Source organism: Rhodococcus sp. P4_C10 (genome assembly GCF_056402135.1).
The window spans coordinates 1-12,914 of record NZ_JBFUHZ010000018.1 but is presented as its reverse complement, the minus strand read 5'-3'; the positions used below and the strand labels follow the sequence as shown (position 1 = coordinate 12,914).

The 12,914-nt window shown below is 66.9% G+C and carries 12 protein-coding genes; 8 read left to right on the top strand and 4 right to left on the bottom strand.

What is annotated here, in order from left to right:
• From AC1DWC_RS14620 to AC1DWC_RS14610, 3 genes are read right to left on the bottom strand one after another with little or no spacing between them, the layout of a single operon-like run.
• On the bottom strand, positions 1-651 hold the full coding sequence (locus tag AC1DWC_RS14620) for a PIG-L deacetylase family protein (protein WP_477909091.1): 651 nt from the start codon (positions 649-651) through the stop codon (positions 1-3).
• Entirely contained in the window at positions 648-1,442 is a 795-nt protein-coding gene (locus AC1DWC_RS14615; RefSeq protein ID WP_477909089.1) for a glycosyltransferase family protein, read from the bottom strand. Before AC1DWC_RS14615 ends, AC1DWC_RS14620 begins: the two co-directional genes overlap by 4 nt.
• Positions 1,443-1,487: 45 nt before the next feature.
• Entirely contained in the window at positions 1,488-2,714 is a 1,227-nt protein-coding gene (locus AC1DWC_RS14610) for a methyltransferase domain-containing protein (RefSeq protein ID WP_477909087.1), read from the bottom strand.
• Between the two features lie 283 nt (positions 2,715-2,997).
• On the opposite strand from AC1DWC_RS14610, the gene AC1DWC_RS14605 reads away from it, so the two are divergent.
• The 8 genes from AC1DWC_RS14605 (at position 2,998) to eno (ending at position 12,680) form a co-directional block, all read left to right on the top strand.
• Positions 2,998-3,474: a GyrI-like domain-containing protein gene (locus AC1DWC_RS14605; RefSeq protein ID WP_477841876.1), complete on the top strand. Its 477-nt coding sequence runs from the start codon at positions 2,998-3,000 to the stop codon at positions 3,472-3,474.
• Positions 3,475-3,559: 85 nt separating this feature from the next.
• Positions 3,560-3,889, top strand: a complete 330-nt coding sequence (locus tag AC1DWC_RS14600; protein WP_477909085.1) for a hypothetical protein — start codon at positions 3,560-3,562, stop codon at positions 3,887-3,889.
• Positions 3,890-3,961: 72 nt separating this feature from the next.
• Entirely contained in the window at positions 3,962-4,690 is a 729-nt protein-coding gene (locus AC1DWC_RS14595) for a hypothetical protein (RefSeq protein ID WP_477909083.1), read from the top strand.
• An 11-nt stretch (positions 4,691-4,701) separates the two neighbouring features.
• Positions 4,702-6,828, top strand: coding sequence for an Rv1355c family protein (locus AC1DWC_RS14590; RefSeq protein WP_477909081.1), 2,127 nt, complete (start codon positions 4,702-4,704; stop codon positions 6,826-6,828).
• 21 nt (positions 6,829-6,849) lie between these two features.
• A complete protein-coding gene (locus AC1DWC_RS14585; RefSeq protein WP_477909079.1) occupies positions 6,850-8,688 on the top strand; it encodes a putative bifunctional diguanylate cyclase/phosphodiesterase in 1,839 nt (612 codons plus the stop codon).
• A gap of 277 nt (positions 8,689-8,965) precedes the next feature.
• Complete coding sequence (locus tag AC1DWC_RS14580) at positions 8,966-10,390, top strand: sugar transferase (protein WP_477909077.1); 1,425 nt, start codon at positions 8,966-8,968, stop codon at positions 10,388-10,390.
• A gap of 148 nt (positions 10,391-10,538) precedes the next feature.
• Entirely contained in the window at positions 10,539-11,282 is a 744-nt protein-coding gene (locus AC1DWC_RS14575; RefSeq protein WP_477909236.1) for a lytic transglycosylase domain-containing protein, read from the top strand.
• Positions 11,283-11,384: 102 nt separating this feature from the next.
• Positions 11,385-12,680 carry a phosphopyruvate hydratase gene (gene eno / locus AC1DWC_RS14570; protein ID WP_477909075.1) on the top strand — a complete coding sequence of 432 codons (1,296 nt, stop codon included), beginning with the start codon at positions 11,385-11,387 and terminating at the stop codon, positions 12,678-12,680.
• A gap of 40 nt (positions 12,681-12,720) precedes the next feature.
• On the opposite strand, the gene AC1DWC_RS14565 is transcribed toward eno, so the two are convergent.
• Positions 12,721-12,914: hypothetical protein (locus tag AC1DWC_RS14565; RefSeq protein WP_477909073.1), on the bottom strand; the 194-nt coding region annotated here is incomplete at its 5' end.

The following is a 12,914-nucleotide window of genomic DNA, read 5'->3' as shown; positions in this document are numbered from 1 at the left end:
TCACGCCCCTCCGAATCGGATCATCGACTTTTCCACCACGAACGCCTCGGCGAGCGTTCGATGACACTGCACCCCGCGCAGGCGTGCGAGGCCGAGGAAGGCGCTCTCGTCGAACCAGTCGTGCTCGGCCTGTGACTGGTAGTGCTTGAGCAGGACACGGGCCTTCTCCTCCGCGACCTTCTTGGTGAGTGGGTGGAACACCGTCGGCCGCGGTGTGTCCGATTCCCACTTGAGGATCTCGTAGCCCAGTACGAGGTGGTCGCGGAAGACCGTCGGTACCAGCTCCGCGAGCAGCCGATGGTCCTGGTGCGCATCACCGCGTTGTGGTGCGAAGACCACATCGGGGGCGACTTCCCTCCGGAACAGCTCGAGCGCACTCTTGATCGGACCCCAGTACTCGGGCGCGTGCCCGTCGGGGACGTCCAGGACGGTGATTTCGAGATCCGCGTCCGGGCACAGCGCCGCGAGTGCGTGGCGCTCCTCGATCTCGCGCCCCGAATCATCCCCCGACAGCACGAAGGCGCGGACCCGTAGATGCGGGATCGCGGTGGCGAGGGTCAACAGGGTGCCGCCGACCCCGATGGCGATGTCGTCGCAGTGCGCCCCGAGCGCGGCGACCTCACCGATGGTCGAGGGATGCAGGTCGATCATGGCTGTGGGACGGGTTGTGAGTGGTCCCAGACCGTCCACGGGTGGTCGCCGTGGGCGTAGCTGTCGTCGAGTTCGGCGCGCTCCTTGAAGGTGTCCGCGGGCTTCCAGAAGCCCTCGTGCCGGTAGCCGAAGAGCCGGCCCTGCCCGGCGAGGGTCTGGCACACGTCCGCGACGAGGTCTCCGCCCGGCGGCAGCAGATCGAAGATTTCCTGGCTGAGCACGAAGTATCCACCGTTCTCCCAGATCGGGAACTGGCTGATCGGGGTGATCTCCTTGATCTCGCCGTTGTCGGCGACGTCGACGCAGTGGAACGAGGACTGTGGTGGGACGACCAGGATCGACGCCGCGGCACCCGATTCGTGAAACTTCTCGACGACCAGATCGAGCGGGGCGTCGGTGAGGACGTCCGCGTAGTTGGCGAGAAAGTAGGGGTCTCCGTTCAGATGCCGGCGGACCCGGCGCAACCGTTCGCCGATGGCGGATTCGAGGCCGGTGTCGACGAAAGTGATCGACCAGTCGCTGATGTCGGTGTGCAGCAACTCGACCCGGTCGTTGTGGAGTACGAAGTCGTTGGACTGCTCCTCGTGGTAGTCGAGGAAGAACTCCTTGATCTTGGCGGATCCGTAGCCGAGGCACAGGATGAACTCGGTGTGGCCGAAATGGGCGTAGTACCGCATGATGTGCCACAGGAGGGGGCGGGGACCGACCATTTGCATGGGTTTGGGTATTTCGTCACTGCGGTCGTTGCGCATGCGCATCCCGTATCCGCCGCAGAACAGAACGACTTTCATGCTGGTCCCTCCCGGTGGGTTGTTGGATGTCGGCGGTCGCGTCGGCTACAGCGCGGCCGGGTGCAGGCGCGGGAGCGGGAACATCAGCTCGCCGCCCCACTCGGTGATGAATCGGAGTTGTTCGGTGAGTTCCGGTTCGAGGTTCCACGGCAGCGCGAGTACGACGTCCGGGCGGTCCTTGGCGATCTGCTCGGGTTCGAGGATCGGGATCCGCGTACCCGGGGTGAATCGGCCGTGCTTGTAGGGGTTCCGGTCCACCGTGTACTCGAGCAGGTCGGTGCGGATTCCGCAGTAGTTCAGCAGGGTGTTGCCCTTGCCGGGCGCCCCGTACCCGACCACGGTCTTGCCGTGGGATCGGCACTCGAGGAGGAATCGAAGGAGGTCGTGGCGAACGGACTCCGCCAGCGGCGCGAGCCTGAGGTAGCCGTCGACATCGTGCAACCCAGCCTGCTGCTCGGCTCGGAAGACCTCGCGTACCCGAGCACTCGGCGCAGCACCGTACGAATCGGGCCGAGCCCAGATCCTGATCGACCCTCCGTGTGTCGGGAGCAATTCGACGTCGACGACCGCGAGCCCGGCGGTGGCGAGGGCCCGAGCGGCGGAAAGCAAAGTGTAGTACTGGAAGTGCTCGTGATACACGGTGTCGAACTGGCCGAGACCGACCAGGTTCAGCGCGTGGTGGACCTCGATGCTGAGCCAGCCGTCGTCGGCCAGCAGGGCGCGGAGCGACTGGGTGAAGCCGAGGAGATCCGGGATGTGTGCGTACACGTTGTTCGCCACGACGAGATCGGCCGGCCCGTGTTCGGCACGGATCGAGGCCGCCAGGTCCTGGTCGAGAAATGCGGTCCGGGTCGGCACCCGCAGGTCACGGGCCGCCGCCCCGACGTTCACGGACGGTTCGATCCCCAGGCAGGGGATTCCTGCCCGGACGACGTGCTGGAGCAGGTACCCGTCGTTGCTGGCCACCTCCACCACGAGGGAGTTGCTGTCGAGGGACAGTCGGCGTACTGCTTCGTCCACGAACTGGCGAGCGTGCTCGACCCAGGTGTCCGAGTAGGACGAGAAGTATGCGTACTCGGTGAAGGTGTCTTCCGGTGTGATAAGCGCCGGAATCTGCAGCAGCAGGCAGTCCGTGCAGAGGCGCAGGTGCAGCGGGTATGTGGGCTCGGGGTCGTCAAGCTCGGCGGCGGTGAGAAATCGCTCGCACGGCGGCGTCGCGCCGAGGTCGAGGACGCTCAGGAGGCGGTCCGAGTCACACAGTCTGCACCGCATTCGCCTGTCTTCCCCTCGTCCGGACCTTCGGCTGGTGGACTCCGTCAAACTAACCACACTTCAGGCCCGCTTTCAAGGGAAATTAAGTACTTGAGGTTTGTTTGACCTGGCTTTTTTATTGATCGAGTTGGTGACTGAAAGCACTGGGTGGAACAGGGAATTTGGCATTCAGTTATGTCTCCCCAGTCGTGCGAATACCCGGTTATGGTGGATCTGCTGTGACCGGATCGGGAGCTGTCGCGAGCCGTGGGGGAACCCGTTCCGGGGAGGGAGCGTGGTTGAAATGCGGTCAGGGGAGATTGAGTTCGTCGAACTCGGTGAAACCTTCGTGGGGGGCCTGCCGGTGCGAAGTCCCAAGCGTCCGTTGGGGATGCTGCGGGATCCGAACCTCGAGCGAGCCTGGTCCGCGGTCCTCGGGCAGAACCCGCCGGGACCGCTGGCGTCCATCTACACAGATCATGCCGCCGAGGCCGGATCGTTCTACACCCAGGTCGTGGGCTACCGGTGCGAGTCGATCGGGGACGTGATGCGTGGCCATGTCATGGCCAGGGTTCCGGGCGGACGGTACGCGCGGTTCTTTTCGACTGGAGAATTTCCCGACGTCGTGAGCAACCTGTGGCAGCAGGTGCGCGAGGCGGAGGACGCGGGGCAACTCGACCGCGCATTCACCGGCGCCTTCGAGTGCTATCCGCACGCGTACCGCATCGATCTCTACATCGCGGTCGGCTCACTGTCTCGGAGCAATTGTCATGGGCTTTGAGATCGTCAAATGCAGCGCGGTCGACGTCGGAGGACTGGTCTTGCCGAATGTGGATGCAGGATCGGGGGAGCGGTCGGGAGGGCTGATGGAGTTCACCCGTGAACGCATCCTGGAACGGGGATTGGCGGAGATCGTGACGGTGTACACCCCGAACACGGAGGGCGACTCGATTGCGGTCGTCGGGTACCGATGCGATGGTCCCGAGCATCTCGCGGAGGGGGACGTGATGGTGCGGGTGCCGGCCGGGTACTTCGCGCGGTTCGTTCCGGACGGACCTGTCGATGATCCGATCGAAGATGTGTGGAAACAGGCGGAGGTCGCGGCACGGGAAGGGAAGATCGACCGTGCCTTCGCCGAGGAAATCGAGATCACCCGCGCGCCGAGCGGGGTCGAACTCTTCATCTCGCTGACCTAGGGCGCACGCTCCGCGGATGGTCGGGTTTCCGGTTCAAGACCGAACTCGAACATTCCGAAGTTGGAGGCAGTGATGACCCGTGCACTTTCAAGTGTGATCTGTGGGGCCGAGGAGAAACTCGAAAAGACCAGCGTGTGGGACCCGCGGTCGGAATACCGATTTATCGCGGCGCGGCCAGACGAGGAACCCGAGCTGTGGTCGGAATACCTGGCCGGAGCGCTCGCGAGTTACACCAAACACGGCGTGCTCGAGGCGCTGCAGTACGAGCAGCTCCGCGACGGCAGGTCGACTACCTTGTTCTTCGTCGCGGTGGGACCGGACGGTTCGGTGAGCGGCGGGATGCGGGCACAGGGGCCGCACGCGCGGGTGGAGCAGGTCCACGCGATCAGCGAATGGGCCGGCAGGCCGGGGGAATCCGAGCTGCGAGCGATGGTTGCCGACCGGCTCCCGTTCGGCGTGGTCGAGATGAAAACTGCATGGGTCGCAGACGGCGCCGTGCACCGTAAGGAGCTCACCCGATCGCTCGCCGATGTCATCGTGTGGGGACTCGAATTGCTCGACGTCCAGTTCGTGTTGGGAACTGCGGCAGATCACGTGCTGAAGTTGTGGTCCTCGTCGGGAGGAGAGGTCAGCAGCCGCATTCCGTCGACCCCGTACCCGGACGAGCGCTATCGCACGCGGGTGATGTGGTGGGATCGGCGCAAGCTGCCCGTCGGCCCGGACGCGCACCGCCTCGCGAGGCCGGGGACCGCGGCGCGCACGGGCCGTGACGACCTCGTCGAGTTGGGTCGTTCGGTGTGACTCGGCGAGTCGTGACTGATCCATCGGGACAACACACGGCGACGTTGTTCGACGAGCGACGGGCAGTGGATGCGCAGGCTGTGGCCCAGCTTCGAGCTCATCCGGACTGCGTCGTGTACGACACGATCGACGCGCAGCGGTCCAGCTTGCGGGCGTTGGTGACGTCGGTGGCACCGGCCCTGGCCGACGAAGCGCCGAGTTGGGCGTACTACCCGTGGCGCCGGTCTCTGGTCCACGTGCTCGGGCCGATGTCTTTCCGGCGGTTGCGGCTCGACCGCAACCGCAACAAGGTCACCGACCACGAGCAGCAACGCCTTGCCTCGCTCGAGGTCGGCGTGGTGGGCCTCAGTGTCGGTCACGCAGTGGCCGTGGCACTGGCACTCGAGAGTGCCTGCGGTGCAATGCGTCTTGCCGACTTCGACACCCTCGATCTGTCCAATCTCAACCGGGTTCCGGCCGGCGTGTTCGATCTCGGTGTGAACAAGGCGGTCGTGGCCGCCCGCCGGATCTCGGAGATCGACCCGTACCTGAGGGTTTCGGCGTGGCCCGAGGGCGTCACCGAAGACACCATCGGCAGCTTCCTGGAGGGGCTCGATCTCGTTGTCGAGGAGTGTGATTCGCTGGACATGAAGGTGCTGGTGCGAGAGGAGGCGCGCCGCCGGGGAATTCCGGTCTTGATGGAGACCAGCGATCGTGGACTGCTGGACGTCGAGAGGTTCGACCTCGAGCCGGACCGGCCGCTGTTCCACGGGCTTCTCGGTGAGGTCTCCAGTCGATCGTTGGCCGGCCTGACGTCGAGGGAGAAGTTGCCGGCGGTGTTGGGGATTCTCGGTGCAGACGAGTTGTCTCCGCGGTTGGGGGCTTCGCTGGTGGAGATCGACACCACGATCTCCACCTGGCCCCAACTCGGCGGCGACGTCCTGCTCGGCGGTGCCAGCGTGGCAACTGCGGTCCGGCGGTTCGGGACCGGTCGGTCGCTGCCGTCGGGTCGAGTGCGCATCGACTTGGAGGCGGCTCTCGACGGTCTGGCATCGTCGGCTCCCCGGGTCGATGTCGACCGCACGGACGAGGTGTCGGTCGACTGCACGATGCAGAGCGCCGTGAATGCGGTCGTCCGCGCCGCGTATGCGGCGCCGTCGGGCGGAAACGCACAGCCATGGCGAGTGATTGCTGGCGCGGACGATCTTCGGATCTACCTGGATCCGGACCGCACGTCGGCGATGGACGTCCAGTTCCGGGGCAGTTTCGTCGCGCTCGGAGCGGCGTTCTACAACGCGCGCGTCGCGGCCGCCGCCCACCACATGCTGGGGCCGGTCGAGGTGTTCGGCGACGGTGACGCGGTCTCGGACGGTTCGGTGCCGGTGGTGACGATGGCTTTCGGTGCCGGCGCCGACGAAGTGCTCGCAAGCCGGTACGAGCGGGTGCTCGGCCGCGTCACAAACCGCAGGACAGGTGCGGTGCGGCAGGTCGATCCCGAGACGATCGGGGTGCTCGAGGCCTCGGCGCGGGACGAAGGGGCGCGCCTTGCGGTTCTCACCGGTAGGGAGGACATCGCTTCGGCGGCCGAGCTGCTCGCCGTGTCCGATCGAGTGCGGTTCCTGGCGCCTCAGTTGCATCGCGAAATGATGGGCGAGGTGCGCTGGGTGGGTGAGGACGTCAGCACCGGCATCGACGTCCGCTCGCTCGAGCTCGGCGCAACGGATCTCGCGGCGCTGAGCATCGTTCGCCGGGGCGATGTCACCGCGCAGCTTGCCGAGTGGCGGCTGGGTAGCGGCCTCGGGGATGCGACGCGTGATCGAGTCAATTCCAGCTCGGCTCTCGCGGCAGTGGTCATCAGTGGAATCCGGCACATCGACTACTTCCGTGGGGGCGTGGCGCTGGAGAACGTGTGGATCACATCTGAGGACGAGGGATTCGCAGTGCAGCCGGTGTCGCCGGTATTCCTGTACGGCGTACACAGGTGTGATCTCGAGGAGCTGGCCCCACAGCACACCGGTGAGCTGGCCGAATGTCGGCGGGCCTTGCTCGATCTCTTCGGTGTCACCGACCGGGAGGCTCTCGCGCTCGTCCTGCGACTGAGCCACGCGCCTCCGCCGTCGGTTCGCAGCCGCCGTCGATCGCTCCGAGTCGAAAGCTGAGGTCTTCCCGTGAAACCACGAATGCTCGAGGAACTCGTCACCTCGGTCGCCTCCCTGCTGACCGCAACTCAGGCAGAGACATGGGTGGCAAGTGCCGAGCAGGTACTGCATGAGGTCGTCGACTACTTCGGGCTCGATGTCTGCTTCCTGCGTCGAAACGACCACGAGATCGGAGCGACGGTCTTGGTCGCCGAGTGGCCACGACGCGAGAACAAGCCCGATCCGGATCCGCTCGACATCGTATATTTTGCCGATGCCGGCCCGGAGTTCGCGAGCGCGGAAAATCTCAAGGACGTCATCCTCGCCCGTCCGGGAGGAAGCAGCACCGCGTACCAGGATCGCGTTGGGCGGGCATCGGGCATCCTTGCCGCGTCAATGGTGGCGGTGCCACTGCTCTCCGGCGAGGTGACGACCGGGACACTGGGGTTCGTCAAGTTCGGCGACCGGGAATGGAGCACGGCGGAAATCAACGTGCTCAAGGCAATTGCCGCGCTGCTCACCCAGGTCCAGGAACGTGTGCGCGCGGAAAACAGTCTGCACTACTGGGCCGACCACGACGAGCTGACCGGGCTCGCCAACCGACACTCGCTGCTCGACCAGCTCAACAGTCGGATGGCGCCGGGAAGCCCGGGGCCGGTGGCGATTCTGTTCCTCGACCTGGACCGTCTCAAATCTCTCAACGACTTCCTCGGTCACTCCGCTGGTGACCGGTTCATCGTCGAGATCGGTGCGCGCCTCACCGGTCGATGTGCACCCGACGCTCTGGTGGCACGACTGGGTGGGGACGAATTCGTCGTCGTGCTCGGCGAGGGAGTGGGCTTGGACGATGCTCGCCACGAGGCCGAGCGGATCAGTCAGTTCGTCAACGAATGGGTGTTGCTCGGTAACGTCACCTTCAGTCGCAGTGCGAGTATCGGGATTGCGGTGGGGATGCCTGGTGACTGCACCGCCGCCGACCTGCTGTGGCAGGCGGACCAGGCCGTCATTGGGGCGAAAGCGCAGGGCGGCAATGCGATTGTCGCGTTCACAGAGGACATGCGCGAAGAGATCGAGATCCGGAACATCATCGAGCTCAGTCTCAAGTCGTCGATCACGGACGACTGGCTCCACCTCGTCTACCAGCCGGAGGTCGATCTTCGTACCGGTGAGATCCTTGCGGTCGAAGCGCTCGTGCGGTGGGACCACCCGGTCCTGGGGCTACTGCTGCCGCAGTCGTTCATTTCGGTTGCCGAGTCGACCAATCTGGCGGGTGAGCTGGGGGCCTGGGTGTTGGGTAGGGCGTGTCGCGAGTACGCCCAGTGGCGGGCCGGGATTCCCGGGCTGGACGTCACCCTGAGGGTGAACGTGTCGCCCGCACAGTTGGTGGGTCTCGAATTCCTCGACATCGTCGCGCGGATTCTCGAGGAGAACGGGGTCGACGGTGGCCATGTGTGCCTGGAGATCACAGAGAACGTGGTGGTCGGTGACCTGGACCGAACGCGAGTGGTTCTGCAGGGGCTCGCCGACCTCGGTGTGCGGGTGGCGATCGACGACTTCGGGACGGGGTACAGCTCGTTGGCTCAGCTCAAGCAGCTGCGGTTCGACGTGCTCAAGATCGACCGTGAGTTCGTGCGTGATCTCGGGAACAGCCCGAGTGGTCGTGCGATTGTCGAGTCAATCGTAGGACTGGCGAAATCGTTTGACCTCGATCTGGTTGCCGAGGGTGTCGAGACGAAGGTTGCCGCGCGCGCACTGCTCGAGCTGGGCTGTCACCGAGCGCAGGGTTACCTGTTCAGTCGGCCGGTTTCCGCGGAGCGATGCGGCGAGCTTCTCCGTGCGGGTCGAATTCGGGTGGGGGACCCGCAACCCTCGCGGGCATAGCGGCAGGCGAGCGCAGAGTTTGGTAGTGGTAGTCAAATAGGAGTGTATGCACAGACTTGAGTGATCTAACCAACTTGAGGTATGTTTTTGGTCTGTTCGCCGGGGCGGCGGAATACCAAAAAGTTGGACATTCCAGATGTGCGAATGCGATACGCGAGGCGGTGTGGGGGCAAACGCCGCGCCGATGCAGGATCCGGTACGGGCCGTCTGCCCGGTATGTGGACGGCCGATCGACGCACCCGCGGAACGGCACGGAGCCTGGGGTGTTCCGATACCGATGCCGGCGCCACCCCGCCCCAGTTGGGAATCTCGTTACGGACGGGTGGCGCTGGGCATCGACATAGCGAGCCTGCTGGCGGCAGACGTTTTCGTCTCGGCTGTCTACCACGACGTTTCCGTACTCGACCTCCGGGCCAATCTCGCTGTTGCGCTGGCGGTTCCGCTGTTGGCGCTGTTTGCCCTTGCGCTCAATCACGCCTGGGACCCGAGAATCCTCGGCTGTGGACCGGAAGAGTTTCGCCGGGTCGCATCGGCCTACGTGACGGTGATCGCAGTGATGGCGGTGGTCGGATACGCCGTCGAGACGGCGGGCGGGCATTCGTGGGTGTTCGGCGCCCTGCCCCTCGCCGCTGCGGGGTCGGTGGTCGGTCGATACCTGCTGCGCAAGTGGCTCCACCGGCGTCGTAGATCGGGTGCGTACCTGCGGTCGGTGGTCGCGGCCGGCGACGAGGCGGCGGTGCGGGACCTGATCCACCGAACCAGGGGGGCCTCCCACACGGGGTGGAACGTCGAGGCGGTCTGCCTCGCGGGTGCCGCCCCGTCCGGGGAACTGCCGCTCGACGTCGACGGGGTCCCTATTGTCGGCACCGAACGGGACATCGTCGGGATCGTGGCCCTGCGGGGCTTCGACGCCGTCGCGATCCTCCCGTCGATCGGGTGGTCGCAGTCGCGCACCCAGCGGCTTGCGTGGGATCTCGAGGGTACCGGCGCGGATCTGCTGATCGCGCCCGCGCTCATGGACATCGTCGGTCCGCGACTTCACATCAGCCCGGTCGCCGGCACGCCGCTGCTGCAGTTGAGCGCGCCGCGCTTCACCGGACCCGCCTGGGTGGTCAAGTCCGTGCTGGACCGTGTGCTCGCGTTCGCGTTGCTGGTCGCGATGTCGCCGCTGCTGATCGCGGTGGGCTGTGCGGTTCGCCTGACCAGCCCCGGTCCCGCGTTCTACCGGCAGACGCGGGTGGGCCGCGCCGGGACGACGTTCGAGATGATCAAGTTCCGCAGCATGGCTCGCGACGCGGATACCAGGCTGGCGGAATTGTCCTCCGTCAACGAGGGGTCTGGCGTCTTGTTCAAGATCAAGGACGATCCGCGGGTGACGCGTGTGGGTCACTTCATCCGGCGGTACTCGATCGACGAACTGCCGCAGCTGCTGAACGTCGTTGCCGGTCACATGTCGCTGGTCGGCCCCCGGCCGCCGCTGATCGCCGAGGTCGAGAAGTACGACGACGGCGGTGTGCGTCGGCGAATGCTCGTCAAACCCGGTCTGACGGGCCTGTGGCAGATCAGCGGGCGCAGCGACCTCTCCTGGGAGGAGTCGGTACGGATTGACCTGCGCTACGTGGAGAACTGGTCGATGACCCTCGACATCATGATCCTGTGGAAGACCGCGGGTGCCGTGTTGCGCTCCGACGGCGCCTACTGACCGCAAGTTCCTACGTCTCAGCCGTCCCCGGACGCGCCGGCGTCCCCGTACAGCGTCGAGCCCCAGTGCCCGTTCAGCACGTCGCTGCAGGCCAGATTCTGCTGTGTCGGCACGAACTGGCCGCCCGGGGCGCCCGCGACTGTGGATGATGGAGCGAGTGAATTCACGGAAGAGGCGGGCCGTCGGGTGGGCGGCGGTGGTGACCGTCGCGGGGGTGACGCTGGCCGGTTGCGGCGGCGCGCCCCGGGTTGCGATCCCGGAGGGCATCCCGCCCGGACCCGGTGCGGCGCTCCCGGCGATCGACGTCGACGCCCCCGGCCGTGCCGCCGAGCAGCTGCGCGGCTGGGCCGAGGAGCAGCCCGACGCCCTCGGCATCGGCACCCTGGCGCTCGAGGCGTACGGGTACGCCGCCGCGGTGATGGCGCAGTCGCGGCCCGACTGCGGGATCGGCTGGACCACCGTCGCCGGCATCGCCGGGGTGGAGAGCCGACACGGCACCTACCGAGGGTCGAGCGTCGCGCCGGACGGGACGGTGAGCCCGCCGATCCGCGGGATCCCGCTCGACGGCGGACCGGGCGTTGCGGAGATCCCGGACACCGACGGCGGGGCCCGCGACGGCGACGCGGTGCACGACCGCGCGATGGGGCCGCTGCAGTTCATCCCCGAGACCTGGCAACGCTGGGGAGTGGACGCCAACGGCGACGGCGTGGTCGACCCCGACAACATCGACGACGCCGCGCTGACCGCGGCCCGGTACCTCTGCGCCCGGGGCGGGGACCTGACCACCGCGGACGGGTGGCAGCGGGCACTGATGGCCTACAACCTGTCCGGCGAGTACCTGTCGGACGTACGCGACCGGGCCGCCGCGTACTCGGTCGGCACCCGCCCGTGACCGCGCGCAACCGCCTGATCCGGCCGGTTGCTGCGGTTAGGCTCAGACCTGGCACTATTGAGCAAAATCGTCAACAACGAAGCCGCCAAAAGGAGACCATCCGTGGCCATCATTGAGCAGGTCGGAGCTCGCGAGATCCTCGATTCCCGGGGCAACCCCACGGTGGAGGTCGAGGTGCTGCTCGACGACGGCAGCTTCGCGCGCGCCGCGGTGCCGTCGGGCGCCTCCACCGGCGAGCACGAGGCCGTCGAGCTGCGCGACGGCGGAGCTCGCTACGGCGGCAAGGGCGTCGAGAAGGCGGTCGAGGCCGTGCTCGGCGAGATCGCGCCCGCCATCATCGGGCTGGACGCCACCGAACAGCGTGTCGTCGACCAGGCCCTGCTGGACCTGGACGGCACCCGGGACAAGTCGCGCCTCGGCGCCAACGCGCTGCTGGGTGCGTCGCTCGCGGTCGCCCGCGCCGGCGCCGAGTCCTCCGGGCTGGACCTGTACCGCTACGTCGGCGGCCCGAACGCGCACATCCTGCCGGTCCCGATGATGAACATCCTCAACGGTGGCGCGCATGCCGACACCGGTGTCGACGTCCAGGAGTTCATGGTCGCGCCGATCGGCGCCGCCACCTTCAAGGAGTCGCTGCGCTGGGGCACCGAGGTGTACCACTCGCTCAAGGCCGTGCTCAAGGCCAAGGGCCTGTCCACCGGCCTCGGTGACGAGGGCGGTTTCGCCCCCGACGTCGCGGGCACCAAGGAAGCGCTCGACCTGATCATCGAGGCCATCGCCAAGACTGGCCTGAACCTGGGCACCGACGTCGCGCTGGCGCTCGACGTCGCGGCCACGGAGTTCTACACCAAGGGCACCGGCTACAAGTTCGAGGGCAAGGTCCGCACCGCCGCCGAGATGTCGGCCTTCTACGCCGAGCTGATCGCCGCGTACCCGCTGGTCTCGATCGAGGACCCGCTGGACGAGGACGACTGGGACGGCTGGGTCGCGCTCACCGAGCAGATCGGCGACAAGGTGCAGCTGGTCGGCGACGACCTGTTCGTCACCAACCCGGAGCGCCTCGAGGACGGCATCGTCAAGGGCGCCGCGAACGCGCTGCTGGTCAAGGTGAACCAGATCGGCACGCTGACCGAGACCCTCGACGCTGTCGACCTCGCGCACCGCAGTGGCTACAAGACGATGATGAGCCACCGTTCCGGCGAGACCGAGGACACCACCATCGCGGACCTCGCGGTCGCCGTCGGCAGCGGCCAGATCAAGACCGGCGCCCCGGCACGCAGCGAGCGCGTCGCGAAGTACAACCAGCTGCTGCGCATCGAGGAGAACCTCGGCGACGCCGCCCGTTACGCGGGCGAGCTGGCGTTCCCGCGCTTCTCCTTCGACGGCTCGGCGAACTGAGCGCAGACGAAGGAATCCGGTTGTGAGCCAACGCGGTAGGTCACGTCCGGGCAACAGCCCGGGTGGTCGGGATCCCCGTCGCGAACGCGACGGGGATGGGGCGCGGCGTCCGTCGCGCGCCCGCCCGGCGGGACCTGCCGCGTCGGCGGGCCGCGGCGCCACCGACGACGCGGCGCCCGGCGCGCGCCCGCCCGGCGGGACCTGCCGCGTCGGCGGGCCGCGGCGCCACCGACG

What these genes read in the sequence shown, in the direction of transcription:
- AC1DWC_RS14620 (WP_477909091.1), bottom strand. Translation starts at nt 651, where the DNA reads ATGATCGACCTGCATCCCTCGACCATCGGTGAGGTCGCCGCGCTCGGG.
- AC1DWC_RS14615 (WP_477909089.1), bottom strand. Translation starts at nt 1,442, where the DNA reads ATGAAAGTCGTTCTGTTCTGCGGCGGATACGGGATGCGCATGCGCAAC.
- AC1DWC_RS14610 (WP_477909087.1), bottom strand. Translation starts at nt 2,714, where the DNA reads ATGCGGTGCAGACTGTGTGACTCGGACCGCCTCCTGAGCGTCCTCGAC.
- AC1DWC_RS14605 (WP_477841876.1), top strand. Translation starts at nt 2,998, where the DNA reads ATGCGGTCAGGGGAGATTGAGTTCGTCGAACTCGGTGAAACCTTCGTG.
- AC1DWC_RS14600 (WP_477909085.1), top strand. Translation starts at nt 3,560, where the DNA reads ATGGAGTTCACCCGTGAACGCATCCTGGAACGGGGATTGGCGGAGATC.
- AC1DWC_RS14595 (WP_477909083.1), top strand. Translation starts at nt 3,962, where the DNA reads ATGACCCGTGCACTTTCAAGTGTGATCTGTGGGGCCGAGGAGAAACTC.
- AC1DWC_RS14585 (WP_477909079.1), top strand. Translation starts at nt 6,850, where the DNA reads ATGCTCGAGGAACTCGTCACCTCGGTCGCCTCCCTGCTGACCGCAACT.
- AC1DWC_RS14580 (WP_477909077.1), top strand. Translation starts at nt 8,966, where the DNA reads ATGCCGGCGCCACCCCGCCCCAGTTGGGAATCTCGTTACGGACGGGTG.
- AC1DWC_RS14575 (WP_477909236.1), top strand. Translation starts at nt 10,539, where the DNA reads ATGGAGCGAGTGAATTCACGGAAGAGGCGGGCCGTCGGGTGGGCGGCG.